General features: G+C 64.8%; 23 protein-coding genes, 1 tRNA gene and 1 riboswitch. Of the genes, 12 read left to right on the top strand and 12 right to left on the bottom strand.

Annotated elements, in window-relative coordinates:
• Positions 1-49: 49 nt before the first annotated feature.
• Positions 50-1,165, bottom strand: coding sequence for a bifunctional 3,4-dihydroxy-2-butanone-4-phosphate synthase/GTP cyclohydrolase II (ribBA, locus tag P0M04_RS32445; protein ID WP_259452066.1), 1,116 nt, complete (start codon positions 1,163-1,165; stop codon positions 50-52).
• Between the two features lie 248 nt (positions 1,166-1,413).
• Between ribBA and P0M04_RS32450 the strand changes: the two genes are divergently transcribed.
• The gene (locus P0M04_RS32450; RefSeq protein ID WP_259452065.1) at positions 1,414-4,290 is read left to right on the top strand and encodes a M16 family metallopeptidase; all 2,877 of its coding nucleotides are present in this window, start codon (positions 1,414-1,416) and stop codon (positions 4,288-4,290) included.
• On the opposite strand, the gene P0M04_RS32455 is transcribed toward P0M04_RS32450, so the two are convergent.
• The 10 genes from P0M04_RS32455 to glyA all read right to left on the bottom strand — a co-directional run bounded on the left by P0M04_RS32455 (position 4,291) and on the right by glyA (position 13,283).
• Positions 4,291-6,258 (bottom strand): S9 family peptidase, encoded by a 1,968-nt coding sequence (locus tag P0M04_RS32455; RefSeq protein WP_259452064.1) that lies wholly within the window; start codon positions 6,256-6,258, stop codon positions 4,291-4,293.
• 101 nt (positions 6,259-6,359) lie between these two features.
• Complete coding sequence (locus P0M04_RS32460; RefSeq protein ID WP_259452063.1) at positions 6,360-6,989, bottom strand: riboflavin synthase; 630 nt, start codon at positions 6,987-6,989, stop codon at positions 6,360-6,362.
• A 32-nt stretch (positions 6,990-7,021) separates the two neighbouring features.
• Entirely contained in the window at positions 7,022-8,113 is a 1,092-nt protein-coding gene (gene ribD, locus P0M04_RS32465; protein ID WP_259452140.1) for a bifunctional diaminohydroxyphosphoribosylaminopyrimidine deaminase/5-amino-6-(5-phosphoribosylamino)uracil reductase RibD, read from the bottom strand.
• Between the two features lie 65 nt (positions 8,114-8,178).
• Positions 8,179-8,739, bottom strand: a complete 561-nt coding sequence (locus P0M04_RS32470; protein WP_259452062.1) for a GspH/FimT family pseudopilin — start codon at positions 8,737-8,739, stop codon at positions 8,179-8,181.
• 5 nt (positions 8,740-8,744) lie between these two features.
• Positions 8,745-9,191 carry a type IV pilin protein gene (locus P0M04_RS32475; RefSeq protein ID WP_259452061.1) on the bottom strand — a complete coding sequence of 149 codons (447 nt, stop codon included), beginning with the start codon at positions 9,189-9,191 and terminating at the stop codon, positions 8,745-8,747.
• Positions 9,178-9,972 (bottom strand): pilus assembly PilX family protein, encoded by a 795-nt coding sequence (locus tag P0M04_RS32480; RefSeq protein WP_259452060.1) that lies wholly within the window; start codon positions 9,970-9,972, stop codon positions 9,178-9,180. Before P0M04_RS32480 ends, P0M04_RS32475 begins: the two co-directional genes overlap by 14 nt.
• Complete coding sequence (locus P0M04_RS32485) at positions 9,969-10,871, bottom strand: PilW family protein (protein ID WP_259452059.1); 903 nt, start codon at positions 10,869-10,871, stop codon at positions 9,969-9,971. The genes P0M04_RS32480 and P0M04_RS32485 overlap by 4 nt, the downstream gene beginning before the upstream one ends.
• Complete coding sequence (gene pilV, locus P0M04_RS32490) at positions 10,868-11,422, bottom strand: type IV pilus modification protein PilV (RefSeq protein WP_259452058.1); 555 nt, start codon at positions 11,420-11,422, stop codon at positions 10,868-10,870. Before pilV ends, P0M04_RS32485 begins: the two co-directional genes overlap by 4 nt.
• A gap of 115 nt (positions 11,423-11,537) precedes the next feature.
• On the bottom strand, positions 11,538-11,996 hold the full coding sequence (gene nrdR, locus P0M04_RS32495) for a transcriptional regulator NrdR (RefSeq protein ID WP_259452139.1): 459 nt from the start codon (positions 11,994-11,996) through the stop codon (positions 11,538-11,540).
• A 39-nt stretch (positions 11,997-12,035) separates the two neighbouring features.
• Positions 12,036-13,283, bottom strand: coding sequence for a serine hydroxymethyltransferase (gene glyA / locus P0M04_RS32500; protein ID WP_259452057.1), 1,248 nt, complete (start codon positions 13,281-13,283; stop codon positions 12,036-12,038).
• 101 nt (positions 13,284-13,384) lie between these two features.
• Positions 13,385-13,518, bottom strand: a riboswitch (ZMP/ZTP riboswitch).
• 142 nt (positions 13,519-13,660) lie between these two features.
• On the opposite strand from glyA, the gene P0M04_RS32505 reads away from it, so the two are divergent.
• The 11 genes from P0M04_RS32505 to P0M04_RS32555 all read left to right on the top strand — a co-directional run bounded on the left by P0M04_RS32505 (position 13,661) and on the right by P0M04_RS32555 (position 21,673).
• On the top strand, positions 13,661-14,410 hold the full coding sequence (locus tag P0M04_RS32505) for an SDR family NAD(P)-dependent oxidoreductase (protein ID WP_259452056.1): 750 nt from the start codon (positions 13,661-13,663) through the stop codon (positions 14,408-14,410).
• Positions 14,411-14,630: 220 nt separating this feature from the next.
• On the top strand, positions 14,631-15,035 hold the full coding sequence (gene ybgC, locus P0M04_RS32510) for a tol-pal system-associated acyl-CoA thioesterase (RefSeq protein ID WP_259452055.1): 405 nt from the start codon (positions 14,631-14,633) through the stop codon (positions 15,033-15,035).
• 27 nt (positions 15,036-15,062) lie between these two features.
• Entirely contained in the window at positions 15,063-15,746 is a 684-nt protein-coding gene (gene tolQ, locus P0M04_RS32515; protein WP_036237603.1) for a protein TolQ, read from the top strand.
• 20 nt (positions 15,747-15,766) lie between these two features.
• Positions 15,767-16,195, top strand: a complete 429-nt coding sequence (locus P0M04_RS32520; protein ID WP_259452054.1) for a biopolymer transporter ExbD — start codon at positions 15,767-15,769, stop codon at positions 16,193-16,195.
• A 10-nt stretch (positions 16,196-16,205) separates the two neighbouring features.
• Positions 16,206-17,186, top strand: coding sequence for a cell envelope integrity protein TolA (gene tolA, locus P0M04_RS32525; RefSeq protein ID WP_259452053.1), 981 nt, complete (start codon positions 16,206-16,208; stop codon positions 17,184-17,186).
• Positions 17,187-17,220: 34 nt separating this feature from the next.
• Positions 17,221-18,486, top strand: coding sequence for a Tol-Pal system beta propeller repeat protein TolB (gene tolB, locus P0M04_RS32530; protein ID WP_259452052.1), 1,266 nt, complete (start codon positions 17,221-17,223; stop codon positions 18,484-18,486).
• A gap of 25 nt (positions 18,487-18,511) precedes the next feature.
• Positions 18,512-19,039 (top strand): peptidoglycan-associated lipoprotein Pal, encoded by a 528-nt coding sequence (pal, locus tag P0M04_RS32535; protein ID WP_259452051.1) that lies wholly within the window; start codon positions 18,512-18,514, stop codon positions 19,037-19,039.
• A gap of 134 nt (positions 19,040-19,173) precedes the next feature.
• Positions 19,174-19,935 (top strand): tol-pal system protein YbgF, encoded by a 762-nt coding sequence (gene ybgF / locus P0M04_RS32540; protein ID WP_259452138.1) that lies wholly within the window; start codon positions 19,174-19,176, stop codon positions 19,933-19,935.
• 46 nt (positions 19,936-19,981) lie between these two features.
• Positions 19,982-20,057 (top strand) — tRNA-Lys (locus P0M04_RS32545).
• Between the two features lie 448 nt (positions 20,058-20,505).
• Complete coding sequence (locus P0M04_RS32550; RefSeq protein ID WP_259452050.1) at positions 20,506-20,898, top strand: hypothetical protein; 393 nt, start codon at positions 20,506-20,508, stop codon at positions 20,896-20,898.
• Between the two features lie 73 nt (positions 20,899-20,971).
• A complete protein-coding gene (locus tag P0M04_RS32555) occupies positions 20,972-21,673 on the top strand; it encodes a penicillin-insensitive murein endopeptidase (protein ID WP_259452049.1) in 702 nt (233 codons plus the stop codon).
• On the opposite strand, the gene P0M04_RS32560 is transcribed toward P0M04_RS32555, so the two are convergent.
• Positions 21,670-22,188, bottom strand: coding sequence for a lysozyme family protein (locus tag P0M04_RS32560; RefSeq protein ID WP_259452048.1), 519 nt, complete (start codon positions 22,186-22,188; stop codon positions 21,670-21,672). The two genes, P0M04_RS32555 and P0M04_RS32560, sit on opposite strands and share 4 nt — an antisense overlap.
• Positions 22,189-22,197: the final 9 nt, after the last annotated feature.

Here is a 22,197-nt window from a genome sequence, read left to right on the forward strand (position 1 = left end):
ATGCCTCTTGTTCTCTTGTTTCGTTGATGAATACGTTGAATGGTACCGCTTATGCAGCAATGTCGCAGCCCGGCTTGGCCAGGTAGCCGGTGACTTCGAGGTCGAAGCCGGCCATCGACGGCATCTTGCGCGGATTCGCGAGCAGCTTCATCTTGCGCACGCCGAGCTGGCGCAGGATCTGCGCGCCGATACCGTAGGTGCGCAGGTCCAGGTTGGCCGCGCGGCCGACCGGGCGCGTCGGCTTGTCCTGGAACTGGGCGAACAGTTCGTCGGCCGTCTCGGCGCAGTCGAGCAGGACGATGACGCCCGCCTCCGCCTGCTTCACGGCCTGCATCGCGGCCGCGAGATTCCACGAGTGCGACGTGGACGCGCTGTCCAGCAGGTCGAGGATCGACACCGGCTGGTGCACGCGCACGAGCGTCTCGCGGTCTTCCTGCGGGTTGCCGTGGACGAGCGCCAGGTGCGCCGAGCCGCTCGGCTTGTCGCGGAAGGCGACCAGCGTGAACTCGCCGTGCACGGTGGCCAGCGGACGCTCCGCCACGCGCTCGACGAGGGTCTCGTTCTGGCTGCGGTAATGGATCAGGTCGGCGATGGTGCCGATCTTGAGGTTGTGCTCCTGCGCGAATTCCAGCAGGTCCGGCAGGCGCGCCATCGTGCCGTCTTCCTTGATGATCTCGCAGATGACGGACGCCGGGGTCAGGCCCGCCATTTCCGTCAGGTCGCAGCCGGCTTCCGTATGGCCGGCGCGCATCAGCACGCCGCCCTTGACGGCACGCAGCGGGAAGATGTGGCCCGGCTGGACGAGGTCTTCCGGTTTCGCATCCTTCGCCACCGCCACCTGGATGGTGCGGGCGCGGTCGGCCGCCGAGATGCCGGTCGTGACGCCTTCGGCCGCCTCGATCGAGACGGTGAAATTGGTGCCGAACGACGTGCCGTTGCGGGTCGTCATCATCGGCAGTTCGAGGCGGTCGCAGATCTCCTCGGACAGGGTCAGGCAGACGAGGCCGCGCGCGTGGCGGATCATGAAGTTGATCGCCTCCGGCGTGACGTGCTCGGCGGCGAGCACCAGGTCGCCTTCGTTCTCGCGGTCTTCCTCGTCGACCAAAATGACCATGCGCCCGGCGCGCAGTTCGTCAACGATTTCCTGGGTGGTGGAGATGGGCATGTGGATTCCTCGAGAGTACGGACCGGCTGGTGCGGAAATCCGCTATTTTAAAGGATTTGCCAGTCCTCGGCCGTATCGCCGTCGGGGGCCGCGCACTCTAGAGTGCCGCTACCACTACCACCGCATTGTTTCGTTGCATAATGACAACGACCCGCGTTGTCCGGCCTGCGTTACATCATGCTCATTTACAAGTGTGGCTTAAGTCGGGCAAGGTAGAATGATTTTTTCCGTGCTGAGGACGTCGTCGCATGCTCATCCGTATCGCCCGTATCTCTTTCCTCGTCGCCGCCCTGCTCGTGCAGGGCGTGGCGCCGGGCGCGTCGCTGAAGCTCGACGATCCGCTGCCGGTCGGGGCCCAGGTCAAGGTCGGCAAGCTCGACAATGGCCTGACCTACTACATCCAGCGCAACCGCATGCCCGAGCACAAGCTGGAACTGCGCCTCGTCGTCAAGGCCGGCTCCATCCTCGAGGACGAGGACCAGCAGGGCCTGGCCCACTTCACCGAGCACATGGCCTTCAACGGCTCGCGTCATTTCAAGAAGCACGAGCTCGTTTCGTACCTGCAGTCTATCGGCGTGAAGTTCGGCGCCGACCTGAACGCGTACACGTCGTTCGACGAGACCGTCTACATCCTGCCCGTATCGTCCGACCGCAAGGACGACCTCGACAAGGCCTTCCTCGTGCTGGAAGACTGGGCCCACGGCCTCACGCTCACGGACGCCGACATCGACAAGGAACGCGACATCATCCTCGAGGAAGCCCGCCTCGGCAAGGGCGCCGGCGACCGCATGCAGAAGGTCCTGATGCCGAAGATCTATAACGGCTCGCGCTATGCCGACCGCCTGCCGATCGGCCAGGAAGACGTCATCCGCACCTTCAAGCCGGACACCCTGCGCCGCTTCTACAAGGACTGGTACCGCCCGGACCTGATGGCGGTCGTGGCCGTGGGCGACATCGACCCGGCCCAGGCCGAGAAATTGATACGCCGTCACTTCGCCGGCCTGAAGAACCCCGCTCACGCACGCCCGCGCGACTACGCGAAGATCCCGGCTCGCACGGACAACGAGGCGCTCGTCGTCACCGACAAGGAAGCGGGCCCGGCATCGATCCTGATCCGCTACCCGCTGCAGCCCTTCCACGAACGCGCCACCCTGCGCGGCTACCGCGAGCAGCTGGTCGAAGCGCTGTTCGCCGGCATGCTTAACCAGCGCCTGCAGGAATTGTCGGCGCTGCCTTCGCCTCCTTTCATCGGCGCCAGCAGCGCCCTGTCCCGCCTGACGCCGCGCTACCGGTCGTACAACGCGATGGCGGCGCTCGGCATGAACGGCGCCACCGTCGCCATTGACGCCCTCGTGCAGGAGAACGAGCGCGCGCGCCGCTTCGGCTTCACGGCCGCCGAACTGGAGCGCATGAAGAAGACGATGATGCGCACCTACGAGCGCGCCTGGAACGAACGGGACAAGACGGATTCCTCCGTCCATGCCGCCGAGCTGATGCGCAACTTCCTCGAAGGGGAATCGATCCCCGGCATCGATGCCGAGTACCGCTACGTGAAGGAACTGGCGCCCGGCATCACGCTCGCGGAGATCAATGCCTATGCCGCCAGGACGATCCCGGCCGACTCCGGCAAGCTCGTGATCTACACGGGCTCGACGAAGACGGAAGGCGATGCACCGATTCCCACCGGCGAGCAGTTGCTGGCGGCCGTCACGAACGCCGAAAAGCGCGACGTGCAGGCGCACAACGACAAGGCCGTGGCCGCGCACCTGATGGACCAGCCGCCCGCGCCGGGCAAGATCGTCGACGAAAGCCGCGATGGGAGTCTTGGCCTCACGCGGCTGACGCTGTCGAACGGCGTCAAGGTGATCCTCAAGCCGACCAAATTCCGCAACGACCAGGTCCTGATGAGCGCCGCCCGGTTCGGCGGCCAGAGCCTGTTCGACGACAAGGACATGTTCAACGCCCGCTACGCCGACACCATCGTCGCCGCGATGGGCCTGAAGGATTTCTCGCCGCTGGACATGCGCAAGATCCTGGCCGGCAAGGCTGCATCCGTGAGCGCGGGCCTGGGCAACAACACGGACGTCGTCGCGGGCACCGCGGGCGCCACGGACGTCGAGACGATGCTGCAGATGGTGTGGCTGAAGTTCGCCGGCGTGCGCCGCGACGAGGACCTGTACAAATCGTTCATCGGCAAGCAGATGGAACTGGCGCGCAACCGCCTGTCTCAGCCGGGCGCCCTGTTCGGCGACACCGTGCTGGCCACGCTGTACGACAATAATCCCCGCGCCCCGCGCGCGCTGCGTCCCGAGGACATCAACAAGATCGACCTCGACCGCGCCATCGCCATCTACCGCCAGCGCTTCTCCAGCGCCAAGGACCTGACGTTCATCTTCGTCGGCAGCTTTGACGTGGCCGCCATCAAGCCGCTGGTCGCCACGTACCTGGGCAGCCTGCCCACGCCGGACATCCCGACCGCCTACCGCGACCTCGGCATCCGCCCCGTAACAGGCGTCGTCAAGCGCGAGATCAAGAGCGGCTCGGAAGACCGCAGCAACGTGTCGCTGACGTTCACGGGTCCGACCGAGGTGACGGAACTGGAAGAACTGCGCCTGTCCGCGCTGACGGAAGTCATGAACATCCGCATCATCGACGTGTTGCGCGAAAAGCTGGGCCTGATCTACGGCGGCGGCATGGAAGCCTCGATGACGCGCATCCCGTACAGCCACTACACGATCGGCGTCCAGCTGCCGACGGGCCCGGACAACGTCGACAAGGTGCTGGCGGCAACGTTCGCGGAGATCGACCACATGCGCAAGGAAGGCCCGACGCAGGAAGACCTGGACAAGGTCAAGACGAACTGGCTGCAGACCTACCGCAAGTCGCTGCAGGAAAACGCGTACTGGCTGGCCGCCCTGCAGACGTCGCTGACGGAGGGTACGGATCCTGGCACCATCCTCACCTTCGACAAGGAAGTGCAGAACCTGACCGTGGATGACGTGAAGCGGGCGGCGCAGCGCTACCTGAACACGGAGAATTACGTGCAGGTGGTGCTCAATCCGGAGGCCAAGGCCGCCGCGGCCCAGGCGCGGAACGACACCGAGAAGAAGCCCAACAAGTCGTAATTACTTCAGGTATTTGTTGAACCACGCGATCTCGCGCGCCCGCAGGTCGCGCTGGTTCTCCGGCTTGCGGAACGCGTGTCCCTCGCCGTCGTACACGAGCAAGGTGGTCGGCACGCCCATCGCCTTCAGGCCGTGCCAGAACTCGAACGATTGCGCCGGCGGGCATTCGACGTCGCGCTCGCCCACGTAGATGAAGGTCGGCGTGCGCGCCGCCTTGATCGATTCGATCGGCGATGCCGCACGGTAGACGGCCGGATCGTCATACATCGTCGCGCCGAAGAACGGCACCATCCACTGGTCGATGCCGTTCTGGCCGTAGTAGCTGATCCAGTTGGCGATGCCGGCGCCCGCCACGGCGGCCTTGAAGCGCTGGCTGTGCGTGACGCCCCACATCGTCATGAAGCCGCCGTAGGAATGTCCCACCAGCCCAAGGCGGTTGCCGTCGATGGGCGCGCGCGCGATGACGGCGTCGACGCCGGCCAGGATGTCGCGCCAGTCGCCGCCGCCGAAGTCGCGCCGGTTCGCGCGCGTAAACGCCGCGCCCTGTCCATAGCTCCCGCGCGGGTTCGGCATGAAGACGAAATACCCTTCCTTCACGAGATCGCGCACGAGCGGGTTGCCGTTGTCGCCGGCGGCCACGTAGCGCGGCGACGCGGCCGCCGCCGGGCCGCCATGCACCTGCACGATCATCGGGTACGTGCGGCCCGCCTCGACGCTGCGCGGCCCCACCAGCCAGCCCTGCACGTCGAACCCTTCGCTGGTCCAGCTGATACTGCGCGCGGAGATCTGCGGCGCGAACCCGTCGTTGTCGCGGGTGATGGGCACCAGCTCCGGCAGGCGTCCGGCGACGATGCGCGGCGCGTGCTCGAAATCTTCCGTCACCGACGCGGCCACGCGGCCGTCCGCGCTGAACACGACCCGCCCGTCGCGTCCCGCCGACGTCGTGACGGGGGCCTGCCACAGCATGCGCGCGCTGCGCGCCTCGGGATCGATCGCGGCGATGCCGGCGTCGCTGCCGGCCAGCACGGACGCCAGCAATGCCTTGCCCCGCCACGTGATCCCGTTGAAGCTCCCTTTATAGTCCGGTGTCGCGTCGACCGGTTCGCCGCCCTCCAGCGGCACCGTGTACACGTCGCCGCCGACGGAACCGAAGTCGCTCATCAGGCCGCCGATGAACGCGACCGTGCGGCCGTCCGGCGACACGTGCGGCATGTTCATCTGCATCTTCGGCGCCGCGATGATGCGCAGGCGGCCGCTGGCCAGGTCGACGTGGCCCAGCGTCGCGATCCACCAGTTGTTGTCGCCATTGCCCTTCGCGCTCGTGACGACGAAGCCCTTGCCGTCCGGTGTCCAGTCGTATTCGTAGATGAAGGTATCGCCCGGCGACACGAGGCGATAATCGCCCCCGGCGGCGGGCACGATGGCAATCCGCTGCTCGTCCTCTTCCTGGGCGAGGCCGATCTCGCCGACCTGGCGCGCGCCCGCCTCGACGGCCCCGGTCAGCTTCTTCGCGCCGACCGTCGCGAGGAAGGCGACCTGACGTCCGTCCGGCGACCAGCGCACCGTGCCGGCGACGCCCTTGATGGTGGCCAGCGTCGTCATGCGGCCGTCGCGCACCAGCACGACGCCGGCGGTGCCGGCCCTCGGGTCGGCGACGATGGCGGCCAGCGTCTTCTGGTCCGGCGACCAGGCCAGCGACTCCAGGCGGCATTGCGCGCAATCGGCCTTCTGCCACGTCGATGCGATGCGGCCGGTGGCCGTGTCGCGCACGACGATGCGCGGCCCCGTCCGCGCTTCCCCCTCCACCGCCTCCACCGCCGCGATGCGCTCGCCGCTTGCCGTCATCGCGAGCGTGCGGTAGGTGCGCATGCCGGCCGGGTCGGCGTGTGCCAACCCCGCCGCGAACAGCACGGTCAATGCCGCGCCGCGCGCGAGCGTTTTACCATCGAGGGAGATGTCTCGGGCCATGTCTCGTCCTTGTTGTCGTTGTTGTCGTGGCGACGCCAACGTAAAGACGGACAGGCCGGCTACGCTGGCATGGATGCCAGCAGGCAGTCTACGCCATTCGCTCAGGCCTTGGCGGCGCTGAGCATGCGCTCCACGTAGCGCGCGATGAGGTCGATTTCGAGATTGACCCTGGCGCCGGCGCGCAGGTGCTTCAAGGTCGTCACGGCGATCGTGTGCGGGATCAGGTTGATCGAGAAGCGGCAGCATGCTTGACCCGCGCCGTCGATGTCCTCGACGCTGTTCACGGTCAGCGACACGCCGTTGACGACGACGGAACCTTTATAGGCCAGGTACTTGCCCAGGTCGCGCGGCGCATCGACGACGAGCTTCCACGACTCGCCCACCTGTTCGAAGCTGTGCACCTGGCCGAGGCCGTCGACGTGGCCCGACACGAGGTGGCCGCCGAGGCGCTCGGCCAAGGTCAGCGCCTTTTCCAGGTTCACTTCGCCCGGCTGGTCGAGGCCCACGGTGCGGTTCAGGCTCTCGCGCGAGACGTCGACGGCGAAGGCGCTGTCCGTCTTTTCGACCACGGTCATGCACGCGCCGTTGATGGCGATCGAGTCGCCCAGCGCGACGTCGGCCAGCGGCAGACCGCCCGCGTCGATGTCGAGGCGCACGCCGGCATCCGCGCCGTCCGCGAGCGGGGTGACCGATTTGATGCTGCCGACGGCAGCGACGATTCCGGTGAACATAAGTCTCTTCCTTTGCTAGTACTTGTATCGTGTTACGCGTGGCGGTTCGGATCCTCGTCCGGCCTGAAACGCGCCAGGATGCGCAGGTCCGGCCCGACCTGGGCCACGCCGTGGAAATGCAGCGGCAGCTTGTCGCACAGGTGCGCGAGCGGCGGCAGCGCGAACATCCCCTGCCCCGGGCCGACGAGGCTGGGCGCGAGATAGACGAGCAGTTCGTCCACGCAGCCTTCGCGCACGAGCGACGCGTTCAGCTTGGACCCGGCCTCCACATGCAATTCGTTGATCTCGCGCCGCCCCAGCTCCCGCATCAGTGCGGGCAGGTCGACCTTGCCGGACGCGTTCGGCAACAGGATGATCTCGTGCCCCATCGCCTGCAGCGCCGCTTCCTTCTCCGCATTCGGCACGGCGGCCACGATCCAGCACGGCTCGCCCTGCAGGATGCACGCGTCGAGGTCGATGTCGAGGCGGCTGTCGACGATTACCCGGCGCGGCTGCAGCGGCGTGTCGATGCCGCGCACCGTCAGTTGCGGGTTGTCGACCTTGATCGTGCCGATGCCGGTCAGGATCGCGCTCGCGCGCGCGCGCCACGCGTGGCCGTCCGCGCGCGCCTGGGGGCTGGTGATCCACTGGCTCTCGCCGTTGCCCAGCGCCGTGACGCCGTCCAGGCTGGCCGCCGTCTTCAGGCGAACCCACGGCCGCCCGTGGCGCATGCGCATGAAGAAGCCGATATTCAATTCATGGGCCGCTTCGGCCAGCAGGCCCGCGCTGACCTCGATCCCGGCCGCCTCCAGCTGCGCCAGGCCGCGCCCCGCGACGAGCGGATTCGGGTCGACCATCGCCGCCACGACGCGGCCGAGCCCCGCCTGGATCAGCGCGTTCGAGCACGGCGGCGTGCGGCCGTAGTGGCTGCACGGCTCCAGCGTAACGTAAGCGGTAGCGCCGCGCACGTCGTTGCCGCGCGCCTGGGCATCGCGCAACGCCTGGATCTCGGCATGGGCCTGGCCCGCGGCCTGCGTGTGGCCGGCGCCGATGACGGTGCCGTCGCGCACGATCACGCAGCCGATGCGCGGGTTGGGCGCGGTGATGTACATGCCCTTCGCCGCCCATTCCAGGGCCAGCGCCATGCCGTCGGTATCGCTCTGTATCTGCACTCTCGTTTCCGGTCTCGCTACGTTGTGTTGCCGCGGGTTCAGGGTGGCGCCGGTGCGCCGTCGCAACCCCCATCGCGCGCCGGATCGCACACGCGCGCCCGGCCCAGCATGTTGATTTTAATACGGCGGATGTGCCCGCCGTGAAACAGCGACACCGTTCCCCAGCGCGCCGCCGCGCTGTTACCGTCGGCGCAACTGCGTCCCGCGCCATTGTAGGCGATATAGTACGGCCGTGCGACATTCGTGAAAGCGAAGTCGACGGCAATGCCCGGCGCCAGCGGCCCGTGCTCCGCGATCAGCTCGTCCATACCCGGATGGCCGTCGCCGTCGCGATCGTCGAAGACCTGCCAGCCCATTCGCCAGTCGGCGCCCAGCGGATCGCGCGGCACCACCTTGACGCGCCGCCCGCGCGCGAGCGCCTGCGCGCGCGCGAGGTCGATCGCCGCGAACAGGTCGCCGGTGGCCGCCTTCAGCTGCTGCGCGCGTACGAGGTCGCGCAGGTCCGGCACGGCGATGCCCAGCACGATGGCGGACACGGCCAGGACGATGCACAGTTCGGGCAGCGTCACCCCATCCGCCCGCCGGGGGCGGCTGTGCATGGACGTCACGGCCAACATCGCGCCTCCGCGTGTTCGGCACCCTGGCGCCCGGTGCTGTCGAGCGTCAGCGCGCCGCAGTCGGGATCGCGGAAGCGCGCGTCGACCCGTGCCGTGCCGGGACGGGCGCGGATCTCGACGCATTCCCCGATCTCGCGGTCGGGACAGGCATGCGCATCGAGCTCGTAGGCGCTTGCGGGCGCGCGGGCGCCCGACCACCACGCGAAGCCGTCCGTGCCGGGCTCGTCCGCCGAGAACGCGACATACGTATGGTGCTGGAGGTGGTAGCGCTCCTGGCGCTGCATGGCGTCGATCAGCGCCACCTGGCCCTCGACGCGCCTGACGCGCACGGTGTAGCCGGCGTAGGTCGGGTACGCGAGCGCGCCGAGGATGCAGACGATGGCCAGCACGATCATCAGTTCGACGAGCGTGAATCCGGCGTCACGGCCCGGCATGGGCGTGCAGCTCGTCCCAGTTCGCGATCTCGCGCCAGCCGATACGGCCGGACGGAAGCCGGCGCTCCGGCGGCCGGCGCTCCGGCGGCCGGGCGGGCGGCCGATCGCCGCTGCCGTTTCCACTGTTGCGGCCGTGTGCATCATCGTTGCCATCGTCATGTCCTTCATCACCGTCGTTTCCATGTCCGTGCTCCCCTCCGGCGCCTTCCGCCGGCGGCGGCAGCCGGACCAGCGACTGCAATACGACCCGTGTCGACGTCCGGGTCCCGAACCCGATGGCCGTAACGCGGTAAAAGCTGCCCATCTGCGCCGTGGCACCCGCCGGCGCGATACGCTCGATGACGTAGGCCGGCAGCCGCGCGGGCAACGCCCCGCGCCCGACAGGCAGCGCGGCGCCCGTGAAGCGCCCATACGGTACGAGCGCCGGATTCTCCGCATCCGCGAGGTCGAGCGTCTGCCACGCGGGCGGTGAGCGCGCACGGCACAGGCCCAGGTCGTCCGTGCCCTGCCCGCAGTCATCCGTGAACACGTGGCCACCGGCCGCACCGAAATGCGCAGCACGGCCCGGCGGCACGCCCGCCGCGCCGGCGATGTCGTGCTCGGCGTCGCGCAGGGCCGCCTCGGCCGCAGCCTGTGCCACGTCGCGGTCGCGTTCGTTGCGCGCGGACGCCAGCAGGACGAACGCCCCGCGCGTGATGGCCACGCCGATCACCATCGCCGCCACCATCAACGTCAGCGCACAGACGAGGGCCAGTCCGCGCTCGGATGCGGTCGGCTTCATGACGGCGGCGCCGGCAACGCGACGGTGAACGTGACCAGCCGCCGCTCGCGCCGCCGCTGGTCCGGCGTCATGCCGGCCTCGTCGAGCGAGCTGCCGGGATCGTCAGTGCCGGCCGCGGCCGCATACCCTGTACCCAACAGGTGGAAGCGCGCCCCGCCGGGCTCGATGCGCGTGGGGCGACTGCCGTGCAGCAGCAGGCCCACGCGTACGCCGACGACGCGCTTCCAGTGCGTCCGCCGGTTGAACTCGGCCGGAGGCAGGCCGGCCAACCCGGCGTCGAGGGCATCGATTGCCATCGCGTTCACATAGCGGTTGGCGACGCCGTCCGGCGGGTCGTCCGTGTCCACGCCGTACAGCACCTGGAAACCGTCCACGCCGCTCACTACGGCATCCGCGCTCCAGTGTGCAGCGCCGCGGTATTTGCAGCGCAGCTCGGCCTCGCCTTCGCCGTTGCGCGCCACGTAGAAGATGCTCCAGCCCTCCTCGCCCGCCGCGATCGGGAAGCCGGCGCAATCGACGGCGCCGCCGCTGTCGCCGGGAAAACGGACGGCCAGCACGTCGCTGCCGTTGACGGCCGCCGGCAGCGGATCGTCGATGCCGGCCGTGGCACGGGACAATGTGCGCGCATCCAGTCCCGCAAGGCGGGCGGGTGCACTGTCCGCGGCGGGATCGGCCACCATGTCGGTATCCACGGCGCCGGCATGGCGCACGGCACGGCCGATGAGATCGATGGCGAAGCGTCCGCCATCCTCCACCCCGGCCGACTCGATCTGGGCCGCGTACGCGCCGTTCGCGAGCACGAGCAGGCGTCCGGCCATCAGCACGATGCCGAGGCCGATGGCCAGCGCCACCATCAGCTCGACCAAGGTCATGCCGCGCTGCCGGATCAGCAGGCTCATGGCGCCGCTCCCGCCAGCGGCATCATCACCTTCGGCGCGCCGGTCTCGCTGTCGCCCTGGGCGCGCCAGCCGAGCTTGACGACAACCGGCGCCCCGTCTTCCGGATCACAGGTCCAGGGCAGCACGCCGGCGGCATCCGGCTCGCTCGCGTCGCGGCATACGCGGATGCGTCCGCCGGGAAAATTGGCGGCCACGGCGTCGGCCACTTCGAACACATCCAGGCGCGCCAGTTCGTCCGCGTCGCAGTCCGCGTCCGCATAGCACAGGGTGGGCGCGGCCAGTGCGCCGCTGCCTGCGTCGTAATCGAGGTGGAGATAGGGATTATCGGGCTGGGCCAGCGCACGGGGATTGGCGCGCATGCGCTCGGCCAGCGAGCGGGCCAGACGGGTGCCGTCGGACAGGCGTGCGGCGTCGCGCGCGGCGCGCACGGCCAGCGTCTGCAGCGCGGCCGCGCCGGCAATGCCGAGGGCGACGACGAACAGGGCGACAAGCACCTCGACCAACGTGAATCCGGCCGACACGCGCAATGGCGAACCCGACAGCGACCGCATCGACGACCTCCAGCGTTTCGATTGAAAGAGCTGAAAAGGTAACAGTCGAGCTTCGGCGAGCCGTGTGGCGACTCAACCGTGGAGATGGAACTAAAAACCGGGAAAGATGACGCGCTTATTTGCGCGGCTGGCCCACTTCGGCGATGGCTTCCTGGAACTCGGCCAGGTCTTCGAAGTTCTTGTAGACGGACGCGAAACGGATGTAGGCGATCTTGTCGAGACGCTTGAGTTCCTGCATCACCAGTTCGCCGACATGGCCGGTATCGACTTCGCGCCGGCCGCTGGTGAGGAGTTTTTCTTCGATGGAGGCCACGGCGCGGTCGATGGCTTCGGCCGCCACGGGACGCTTGCGCAGTGCGAGCATCAGGCTGCCGCGCAGCTTGGAGGATTCGTATTCGGTACGGCTGCCGTTCTTCTTGACGATGAACGGCATCGAGAGCTCGATCCGCTCGTACGTGGTGAAACGCTTGTCGCACGCGACGCAGCGGCGGCGGCGCCGGATGGCATCGCCTTCCTCGGATACGCGGGTATCGAGGACCTGGGTGTCGTCATGCTGACAGAACGGACATTTCATGGGGTCAATGGGGCGCCGCATGGGCGCCCCGCTATCGCATTACGCTTCGTAGACCGGGTATTTGTCGGTCAGTTGCTTCACTTCGGCCTTGACGCGGTCGATGGTCGCGGCGTCGTGCGGGTTGTCCAGCACGTCGGCGATCAGGTTGCCGACCTTGACGGCGTCCTCTTCCTTGAAGCCGCGGGTCGTGAAGGCCGGGCTGCCCAGGCGGATGCCCGACGTCACGAACGGCTTCTGCGGGTCGTTCGGGATGCCGTTCTTGTTGCAGGTCATGTGAGCCTGGCCGAGGATGGCTTCCGCTTCCTTGCCGGTGAGGCCTTTCGAACGCAGGTCGACGAGCATCACGTGCGACTCGGTACGGCCCGAGACGATGCGCAGGCCGCGTGCGATCAGCGTGTCGGCCAGTGCCTTGGCGTTCTTGACGACCTGCTGCTGGTACGCCTTGAATTCCGGCGTCAGCGCTTCCTTGAAGGCGACCGCTTTACCGGCGATCACGTGCATCAGCGGACCACCCTGGATGCCCGGGAAGATCGCGGAGTTGATGGCCTTCTCGTGCTCGGCCTTCATCAGGATGATGCCGCCGCGCGGGCCGCGCAGCGACTTGTGCGTCGTCGACGTGACGAAGTCGGCGTGCGGGACCGGGTTCGGGTATTCACCGGCGGCGATCAGGCCGGCGTAGTGGGCCATGTCGACCATGAAGTACGCGCCGACTTCCTTCGCGATGCGGGCGAAGCGCTCGAAGTCGATGCGCAGGGCGAAGGCGGACGCGCCGGCGATGATCAGCTTCGGCTTGTGCTCGCGCGCCAGGCGTTCCATCTGCTCGTAGTCGATGTCTTCCTGCTCGGTCAGGCCGTAGGAGATGACGTTGAACCACTTGCCCGACATGTTCAGCGCCATGCCGTGGGTCAGGTGGCCGCCTTCGGCCAGCGACATGCCCATGATGGTGTCGCCCGGCTTCAGCATCGCGAAGAACACGCCCTGGTTCGCCTGCGAACCCGAATTCGGCTGGACGTTCGCGGCTTCGGCGCCGAACAGTTCCTTCACGCGGTCGATCGCCAGCTGCTCGGCGACGTCGACGTATTCGCAGCCGCCGTAGTAGCGCTTGCCCGGATAGCCTTCGGCGTACTTGTTGGTCAGTTGCGAGCCCTGGGCCTGCATCACGGCCGGCGACGTGTAGTTCTCGGATGCGATCAGCTCGATGTGGTCCTGCTGGCGCTTGTTTTCCTTCTGGATGGCATCAAACAGTTCCGGGTCAACCTTGGCGAGCGTGTGATCTTTTGCAAACATGAAAAAACTCCAATCGATAAGAGAACCAGGCAACGGTCAGCGCTGAACAGGCGGGAGCCGAAACACATGCGGGGCAGCCGCGATACCAACGCGTACCAGTCGGTGGCTGCCCAGGCGAACGGCAAGTTTGAAATCTCACGTTCCCCGGTGGGTGCCCACCTTCGCCACGCGCCGGCAGGCCGATCGCTCCTGATCGGACGGCAGCGCACGGTTTTCGCCAGTCACGTGAGATGTAAATGGAACTCCGGATTGTACGGGATTGTGCCGCTGGCAGGCAAGGAAACCGATGCCGACCTGGCAACCCGGCCTCCGGCGCTGCCCAGGATGGTCATTTCAGCTACAATCTCACGGTTACAACCTGCCAGGCAAAAACCAAAATGATCGTTTTCATCACCGGCGCATCGGCCGGATTCGGCGCCGCCATGGCGCGCACTTTCGTCAAGAACGGCCACCAGGTAGTGCTGGCGGCGCGCCGCAAGGACCGACTGGATGTCCTGGCCAGGGAACTGGGCGAGTCGGCCCTGCCGATCACGATGGACGTCACCGACAAGAACTCGATCGAGGAAGCGTTGTCGATGCTGCCGCAATCCTGGCGCCAGATCGACGTCCTGATCAACAATGCCGGCCTGGCCCTGAACACGAAACCGGCCTATGAGGTGCCGCTGGAAGACTGGGAAACGATGATCGCCACGAACATCAAGGGCCTCGTCACGATGACGCACGCCCTGCTGCCCGCGATGGTCGAGCGCGGCAGCGGCCTCGTCATCAACATCGGCTCCGTGGCCGGCCGCACCCCGTATCCCGGCGGGAACGTGTACGGCGCCACCAAGGCATTCGTCGAACAGTTCACCCTGAACCTGCGCGCCGACCTCGTCGGCACCGGCGTGCGCGCGACGAATATCGCGCCGGGCCTGTGCGGCGGCACCGAATTCTCGAACGTGCGCCTGCGCGACGACGCGGCCGCGGCGAAAGTCTACGAGGGCACGCAGCCGCTGACGGCCGAAGACATTGCCGAGACCGCGTATTGGATCGCGTCCCTGCCGCCGCACGTCAACATCAACCACATCGAGATGATGCCGACCTGCCAGGGCTACGGTCCCCTCAACATCAAGCGCAACCCGGGCTGATATTTCTGCAAGCACAAAAATCGGCCGACCGGCGAACAAATTGTTTTCGCTTTGTAACAGCGGCGCCGTGCAAAATGAAAAAGTGCTACAGTTGCTGGCTTGGCATGAGCCTCTCACATTCTCACGCCTGCCACTCATACCTATGTATATGTACCCTGACGCACATATAGCGGGGTGAAATGACGTAAAATGTTTCCCATTTTCATTTATGGCAGCTGAAATGCCTTCAGTTTTCACCTGGACAGTTCGCGTCTATTACGAGGATACGGACGCCGGCGGCATCGTTTATTACGCCAATTACCTGAAGTTTTTCGAACGTGCGCGCACCGAATGGCTGCGCGCGCTCGGCATCGATCAGCAAGCCCTGCGCGACCAGGCCGGGGCAATCTTCGTCGTGAGCAATGCCAGCATCGACTATGTCGCGTCCGCGCGCCTGGACGATGAAGTGAAAGTGACCCTGAAGGTGGAAAAGCTGGGCCGCGCGTCCGTCCAGTTCGCCCAGCAAGCCTGGCGCGGCGACACGCTGCTGTCGAGCGCCGACGTGAAAGTCGCCTGCGTCGATGCCGTGACGATGCGCCCGCGTACCCTCCCCGACCTTGCCGCTGCTAAAATGCGTGCCGCCTGATCATCCATTTGACCAAATATATATCCAATGAACGCAGTCCAAGACCTCTCATTCATTGAACTGATCCGCCATGCCCACGTGCTGGTGCAGTTGCTGATGGCCCTGCTGTTCGCGATTTCGCTCATGAGCTGGACTTATATTTTCCGCAAACTGTTCGCGATCCGCGCGGCGCGTCGCCAGACGGAACAGTTCGAACGCAGCTTCTGGGCCGGCGGCAACCTGCACACCTTGCACCAGAGTGCCAGCAGCCAGCGCGACCAGAGCGGTCCGCTGGCACGCATCTTCGAAGCCGGCATGGGCGAGTTCATCAAGGGCAAGCAGGCGTCGCGCGATGCGCTCGACATGGGCGCGGTGCTGGATGGCGCCCGCCGCGCGATGCGCGCCGCCTTCCACCGCGAACTCGACCAGATGGACACGCACCTGAACTTCCTGGCGTCCGTCGGCTCCGTCTCGCCGTACATCGGCCTGCTGGGTACTGTCTGGGGCATCATGAATGCGTTCCGCGGCCTGGCGAACGTCCAGCAGGCCACGCTAGCCACGGTTGCGCCCGGCATCGCCGAAGCGCTGATCGCCACGGCCATCGGCCTGTTCGCCGCCATTCCGGCCGTGGTCGCGTACAACCGCTTCACCCACGACATCGACCGCCTCGCGATCCGCTTCGAAAGCTTCGTCGAGGAATTCTCGAACATCCTGCAGCGCCAGTCGCGCTGATCGCCGCCCGAGGAACCGACATGGCCTTCAACAGCAGCCTGCGGGGCAGCCGTCGCAAGCTCAAGTCCGAGATCAACGTCGTGCCGTACATCGACGTGATGCTGGTGCTGCTCATCATCTTCATGGCGGTGCCGCCGACGCAGAACCCCAGCGAGATCAAGCTGCCCAGCGCCGAGCGCTCGACGCAGCCGCCGGACGACTACATCCAGATCGCGATCCGGGAAAACGCCCAGCTGCAGATCGGCATCACGGGCAAGAATCCGCAGCCGCTGGAAGACGTATCGAGCCGTTCGACGCTCGTCACGCGCCTGCGCGACCTCCATGCCGAGCATCCGGATTATCCGGTCTTGATAGCTGGCGACCGCGACAGCAAATACGATGACGTCATCCAGCTGATTTCCGAAGCCAAGAAGATGGGTATCAACCGCGTCGGCCTGGCCACGAAGTGAAGACGAACTGATGTCAGCAACGAAGCAGACCAACATCGGCAACAGCAACGGCGCGCCTTATCACGTGCCGCCTGAACCGAACCGCTGGCCGGCCATCGGCCTGGCGGTGGGCGTGCACGCCATGTTGCTGGCGTTCCTGTGGATCGGCGTGAGCTGGCAGAACAATGCGCCGGTCGCCGTCGAAGCGGAAATCTGGGACGTGACGACGCAGACCGCCGCCCCGCCGCCCGCCCCCGCACCCGAGCCGGAACCCGAACCGGAGACCCCGCCGCCGCAACCCGCGCCGAAAGCCGTGGAGCCGCCGCCGCCCGTCGTCGAGAAGCCGCAGCCGAAGGCGCCGGACATCGCCCTCGAGCGCGAGAAGAAGCGCAAGGAAGAATTGAAGCGCAAGCAGATCGAGGAAGAGCGCGAGCGTGAACTCGCGGAACAGAAGCGCGCGGAAGAAAAGAAAGCGAAGGCACTCGCCGAGAAGAAGGAACGCGAACTCGAAGAGAAGAAGGCCAAGGCCGACGCTGAAAAGAAAGAAGCCGAGAAGAAGAAAAAAGAAGACGCGGAAAAGAAAAAGAAAGAGGAAGCCGACAAGAAGAAAAAGGCCGCCGAAGAACAGAAGAAACTGGACGCTGCACGCGCCGAGGAAATGCGCCGCATCACGGGCGCGGCCGGCAATCCGACCAGCACCGGCACGGCCGAGAAATCGACGGCGCCGCGCATCGACAAGGGCTATACCGCGGCTATCACGGCCAAGGTGAAAGGCAATACGTCGTATGCGGGCAGCCTCGACGAACCGGGCAATCCGACGGCGACTTTCCGCGTCGAGCAGTTGCCGACCGGCGAGATCATTTCGGTCAAGAAGATCAAGAGCAGTGGCGTGCCGTCATTCGACGATGCGGTCGAAAAGGGCATCACCAAATCGTCCCCACTGCCCAAGAAGAAAGATGGTACGGTAGAGCGTTCCCTCGTGATCGAGTTCCATATGAAGGATCTGCAGTGATCGCGTTCCGACCTTAACCATTGCTGAGAGAAACATGAAGAAACTACATACCCTGCTGTTTTCGGCCACCCTCCTGATGGGCGTGGCTGCACATGCCCAGCTGAAAGTCGAAATCGCCGGCGTGGGCAGCAACCAAATCCCGGTCGCAGTCGCGGCATTCGCCGACGAGTCGGTGGCACCCGAACAGGTGTCCGCCATCATCCGCGCCGACCTTGAACGCAGCGGCGTATTCAAGGTCATCGACGCGCGCCAGACCATTTCCGACACCGCCAACATCGACCTGGCCGCCTTCAAGGCCAGCGGTGCCGACGCGCTCGTCGTGGGCTCCGTGCAGCGTCTCGCGGACGGCCGCTTCCAGGTGCGTTATAAACTGCTCGACACCGTCAAGCAGTCGCAGCTGTCGCAACTGTCGGATGCCGTCACCGCGCGCAACACGCGCCTGGAAGGCCACCGCATCGCCGACGACGTCTATGAAAAACTGACCGGCGTGCGCGGCATCTTCTCGACCCGCATCACGTACGTGAAGCAGGACCCGGCCTCGCGCGACTACAAGCTCGTTGTGGCGGATGCGGACGGCGAAGGCGAACAAGTCGCCGCGCATGGCCGCGAGCCGATCATCTCGCCGTCGTGGTCGCCGGACGGCACGAAGGTCGCATACGTCTCGTTCGAACTGCGCAAGCCCGTGATCTATGTGCAGAACCTGGTGACGGGCCAGCGTACCGTCGTCGCCAACGAGAAGGGCAACAACTCCGCACCGGCCTGGTCGCCGGACGGCACGAAGCTGGCCCTCGCCCTGTCGAAGACCGGCAATACGCAAATCTGGGTCGTGAACGCGGATGGCAGCGGCCTGCGTCGCGTATCGAACAGCAACGGCATCGACACCGAGCCGCAGTTCTCGCACGACGGCCAGTCGATTTACTTCACCAGCGACCGCAGCGGCGGCCCGCAGATCTACAAGATGAGCGTGAACGGCGGGCAGGCAACCCGCGTCACGTTCAACGGCAACTACAATATCAGCCCTCGTGTATCCCCGGACGGCAAGACGCTGGCGTGGATTTCGCAACGCGATGGGGGTTTTTCCCTGTATGCGATGGACCTGGCTTCCGGTCAGGAACAACGCTTGGCCGATGGGGCCACCGAACCGAGTTTTTCGCCGAACGGCAAATACATCATGTATGCGACGAAGGGTGGGGGACGCACTGCATTGGCCGTCGTGTCGGTCGACGGACGCGTCAAGCAGCGCTTGAGCACCCAGGCGGGAAACATTCGGGAGCCCAGCTGGGGCCCGTTTATGAAGTAAAAACTTTTTGACCAGGAGAAAAACCATGCGTAATGTAAAAAGTGTAGCGTTCATCGTGGCTGCCGCCGCCCTGCTGTCGGCATGCTCGTCGACCAAGCTGCAGGAAGCCCCGAAAGTCGAAGAAAAGCCGGTCGCCCAGGCACCGACCCCGCCGGCCGACACCCGTGAGATCCGTCCGGTCGAAACCGCGACCGTCGACCCGCTGAACGACCCGAAAGGCGTTCTCGCGAACCGCAGCGTGTACTTCGACTTCGACAGCTACGTTGTCCGTGACGACGGCAAGCCGGTCGTCGAGAACCACTCGGCTTACCTTGGCAAGAACAAGCAGCGCAAGATCCTGATCCAAGGTAACACCGACGAACGCGGCGGCACCGAATACAACCTGGCCCTGGGCCAGAAGCGCGCCGAAGCCGTGCGCAAGTCGATGGCTGCCCTGGGCGTCTCGGACAGCCAGATGGAAGCTGTTTCGCTGGGCAAGGAAAAGCCGAAGGCCACCGGCCACGACGAAGCCGCCTGGGCTGAAAACCGCCGCGCCGACATCGTCTACCAATAATCGGGACGCTGTCACGGCTGCCTGGGAGCAGGCGCTCCCGGCAGATTTGACAGCGGGGCGGGATGCGGTGCAGACTGCATCCCGCCCCGTTTCCATTTGGATTCCCAAGTTTTCATAGGTCTAGAAAAGTCATGATGATCAAACTGTCCCAGTTCCGCCTCGCCGCCGTCGCCCTCGCCCTGACCGCCTGGCTGCCCCTGCAGGCCAATGCCGGCCTGCTCGACGACGACGAAGCCCGCAAGGCGATCCTCGACCTGCGCGCCAAGGTCGATGCACTGGCACGCGACATCAATGCCCGCGTCGACACGAAGGCCGACAAGTCGATCGGCGTCGACATGCTGAACCAGCACGAACAGACCATGCAGGAAATCTCGCGCCTGCGCGGCCAGGTCGAAGTCCTCGCCAACGAGGTCGCCAACGCCCAGAAGAACCAGAAAGACCTGTACGCGGACCTCGATGCGCGTATCAAGAAACTCGAACCGCGCCAGGAAACGATCGACGGGCAGACGGCCGAAGTCCTGCCGTCCGAAAAGAAAACCTACGACACCGCGATGGAGCTGTTCAAATCGGGCGACTACAAGGCCGCCGCCGGCGCCCTGCAGGATTTCGTGCGCCGCTTCCCCGATTCGGCCTACGCCGCCAACGCCCAGTACTGGCTCGGCAACGCCTATTACGCCCAGCGCGACTACAAGAACGCGATCGCTGCCCAGGAAGCCGTCGTCGCCAACTACGGCACGAGCGCGAAGGCGCCGGACGCCATGCTCAACATCGCCTCCAGCTACACGGAGCTGAAGGACAAGAAGAACGCCAAGAAGGCCCTGCAGCAGCTCGTGTCGAAGTTCCCGGACTCCGCGGCGGCCCAGGCGGCCAAGGACCGCCTGGCGGCGCTCAAGTAAGCCGTTTGACACGACCGAAGTTACCCCCTATAATCTTGCTTCTTTCGGGTCGTTAGCTCAGTTGGTAGAGCAGCGGACTTTTAATCCGTTGGTCGCTGGTTCGAGCCCAGCACGGCCTACCAGAATTCAGCAGTAGCAAATCAAGGCGTTACGAGTGATCGTGATGCCTTTTTTGTTTTTGCGCTGCACTCCCCCTCTTATCTGCTGTGCCGTTTTGCGACGCGCAGAGTCCATCTGCTACCGCTGCATGACGCAAAGACTTGCGTTTCGTCACTGGCGACTTTTGATTTAATAACTACAGTCAAGAAGTTCGTTGCAAGTCCGGAGCGCTCTAATAGCCGCCGACTCTTACAAGCCGTTGTTGGCCCTCATTTGCGATCGAGCTACATTTGAGAAGCTACGAAAGGCCCCGCATAGTACGCGGTTTGGAAATAAGTCAGATTTACCTGGACAGTATTTTGATGGAGAGACGGGCAGCACTATAAACGGTATCGGCAACCTTGCGGTGAAATGTTAATATCCTCGAAAATTAACGGAGATATTTTTCGTTAAAACATTAAGGAGCTCACAATGCGGTTTAAGAGAATCATCGTGGCTGCAAGCGTTACCCTCGCAGCTTCCATGGCAACAGCTGAGTCGGCACCAAAAGCAGTCGATTTGGTTAAACTTTATGGACGTTTTGAAAAAGCCGGATATACGTCACTAGAGCTTATGGAGACCACAAAACAAGTACTAATTTCAGGCATAGTGCTTGATATCAGCCAATCACTGAGTGGCGATTCGATTTTGAAAGTTGGGTCGCATGCTGGCTCGCAAGAATTAGCGAGGCTGACTGCCGACGACGATGCCCAAGAAAATAAGCTAAAGGCCTTGCAAGCTGGCGCGAAATTCAAGGCCGTTTGTGATTTGGCGTTCTCTTCAGGAACACAATATATGTCATTTGAAGGGTGTGTTTTCAAATAAACCTGTTCTACATTGCATTGAAGCCTGGCGTGCGTACAACACGCCGATAACGCCAGATGCCAGAACTGAATTTATGAAAATCCCGTGGCCGATTGTCGTTTCCATATTCGCCGCGTCCATGCCAGGCGTGGCGGCTGCAAGCACGTGCTACGGAACCGTCGGCAAGGGACGGCTTTCGGGAGGCGTGCAGTTACCGCCCCAAGGCGTTAATTTCGCGGCCTACAGCCCGAAGGGTGTCGAGATGGGTCGAACCTACGTTCACGACCGAGTACACCAAGCCATGCTGGAAGCGTACGCGAACGTGCGAACCACGTTACCCGACAAGACCTACGTGTACGGAGAAACCGGATTTGCACACGGCGGGCCGATATCCCCTCATCGGACACACCAGGCAGGTCTCTCCGTCGACTTCATGGTGCCGGTTCTGGATGACGCAGGTCGCTCTGTACCCTTGCCATCATCGCTCTCGAACAAATATGGCTACGCACTCGAGTTTGACGACCAGGGCCGCATTCCCGGCTATCGAATCGACTTCGATGCGATGGCCGAACACCTGTATCAAATTTCGATAACCTCCCGCCGTCATGGTCTGACAATCCGGCGCGTCATCTTCGACCCACGCCTGTCGGAAAGACTGTTCGACAGCAGCCGGCATGGCGTCGAACTGCGACACATCATGCCGTTCATGAAGGAACATCCCTGGATCCGGCATGACGAGCATTATCACATCGACTTCGGACTGGCTTGCCGGCCGCTGCGCGACTATCACGATTAGGCAGTCAATGTCCGCAGCGCCCCGATATCGTCCGGATCGCGCTTCAGCCTCTCCGCCGCCGCGCAAATCTTGCGGTAGTAGATCCCGTTCCTGACGCCCCGATAATCCATGTAAGCCTCAGCGATCGGATCGGCCGCATGCTCACGCCTGGCCCGGTCGATCAACGCCTGCAAATAACGCGTGCCCATCTGAATATTCGTGGCCTCGTCGATGAAGGCAGCGCTGGCATGAAACGCATCTGCCTCGGCATACAGCGCCGGCTCGGCACAGCGCTGCGACGGCGGCTTGCACAGGTTATCAAGCCGGAACAGTTCGCGGTTCGCCACCTTCAGCAGCTGCATCAGGCCCCGCGCACTGCTGCCCTCAGCCCGGGCGCACGCGTCGAAGCGCGACTCCATGTAGATCTGGCACACGATCAGTTCATCCGGCAGGCAGGACCGGTTGTTCTCGTGCACGAGCCGGCGGATGTCGCGCAGGCGCGCAAGGGGTTCGGTGCACACCATCGAATCGGCCATGTCGTCACC

It is taken from the genome of Telluria mixta (genome assembly GCF_029223865.1).
Lineage (GTDB): Bacteria > Pseudomonadota > Gammaproteobacteria > Burkholderiales > Burkholderiaceae_D > Telluria > Telluria mixta.

Excerpts from the sequence above, each read along its gene's own strand:
- ribBA (WP_259452066.1), bottom strand. The coding sequence starts at position 1,165 with ATGCCCATCTCCACCACCCAGGAAATCGTTGACGAACTGCGCGCCGGG.
- P0M04_RS32450 (WP_259452065.1), top strand. The coding sequence starts at position 1,414 with ATGCTCATCCGTATCGCCCGTATCTCTTTCCTCGTCGCCGCCCTGCTC.
- P0M04_RS32455 (WP_259452064.1), bottom strand. The coding sequence starts at position 6,258 with ATGGCCCGAGACATCTCCCTCGATGGTAAAACGCTCGCGCGCGGCGCG.
- P0M04_RS32460 (WP_259452063.1), bottom strand. The coding sequence starts at position 6,989 with ATGTTCACCGGAATCGTCGCTGCCGTCGGCAGCATCAAATCGGTCACC.
- ribD (WP_259452140.1), bottom strand. The coding sequence starts at position 8,113 with ATGGCGCTGGCCCTGGAATGGGCGGCGAAGGGCATGTACATCACCGCG.
- P0M04_RS32470 (WP_259452062.1), bottom strand. The coding sequence starts at position 8,739 with ATGCACAGCCGCCCCCGGCGGGCGGATGGGGTGACGCTGCCCGAACTG.
- P0M04_RS32475 (WP_259452061.1), bottom strand. The coding sequence starts at position 9,191 with ATGCCGGGCCGTGACGCCGGATTCACGCTCGTCGAACTGATGATCGTG.
- P0M04_RS32480 (WP_259452060.1), bottom strand. The coding sequence starts at position 9,972 with ATGAAGCCGACCGCATCCGAGCGCGGACTGGCCCTCGTCTGTGCGCTG.
- P0M04_RS32485 (WP_259452059.1), bottom strand. The coding sequence starts at position 10,871 with ATGAGCCTGCTGATCCGGCAGCGCGGCATGACCTTGGTCGAGCTGATG.
- pilV (WP_259452058.1), bottom strand. The coding sequence starts at position 11,422 with ATGCGGTCGCTGTCGGGTTCGCCATTGCGCGTGTCGGCCGGATTCACG.
- nrdR (WP_259452139.1), bottom strand. The coding sequence starts at position 11,996 with ATGAAATGTCCGTTCTGTCAGCATGACGACACCCAGGTCCTCGATACC.
- glyA (WP_259452057.1), bottom strand. The coding sequence starts at position 13,283 with ATGTTTGCAAAAGATCACACGCTCGCCAAGGTTGACCCGGAACTGTTT.
- P0M04_RS32505 (WP_259452056.1), top strand. The coding sequence starts at position 13,661 with ATGATCGTTTTCATCACCGGCGCATCGGCCGGATTCGGCGCCGCCATG.
- ybgC (WP_259452055.1), top strand. The coding sequence starts at position 14,631 with ATGCCTTCAGTTTTCACCTGGACAGTTCGCGTCTATTACGAGGATACG.
- tolQ (WP_036237603.1), top strand. The coding sequence starts at position 15,063 with ATGAACGCAGTCCAAGACCTCTCATTCATTGAACTGATCCGCCATGCC.
- P0M04_RS32520 (WP_259452054.1), top strand. The coding sequence starts at position 15,767 with ATGGCCTTCAACAGCAGCCTGCGGGGCAGCCGTCGCAAGCTCAAGTCC.
- tolA (WP_259452053.1), top strand. The coding sequence starts at position 16,206 with ATGTCAGCAACGAAGCAGACCAACATCGGCAACAGCAACGGCGCGCCT.
- tolB (WP_259452052.1), top strand. The coding sequence starts at position 17,221 with ATGAAGAAACTACATACCCTGCTGTTTTCGGCCACCCTCCTGATGGGC.
- pal (WP_259452051.1), top strand. The coding sequence starts at position 18,512 with ATGCGTAATGTAAAAAGTGTAGCGTTCATCGTGGCTGCCGCCGCCCTG.
- ybgF (WP_259452138.1), top strand. The coding sequence starts at position 19,174 with ATGATCAAACTGTCCCAGTTCCGCCTCGCCGCCGTCGCCCTCGCCCTG.
- P0M04_RS32550 (WP_259452050.1), top strand. The coding sequence starts at position 20,506 with ATGCGGTTTAAGAGAATCATCGTGGCTGCAAGCGTTACCCTCGCAGCT.
- P0M04_RS32555 (WP_259452049.1), top strand. The coding sequence starts at position 20,972 with ATGAAAATCCCGTGGCCGATTGTCGTTTCCATATTCGCCGCGTCCATG.
- P0M04_RS32560 (WP_259452048.1), bottom strand. The coding sequence starts at position 22,188 with ATGGCCGATTCGATGGTGTGCACCGAACCCCTTGCGCGCCTGCGCGAC.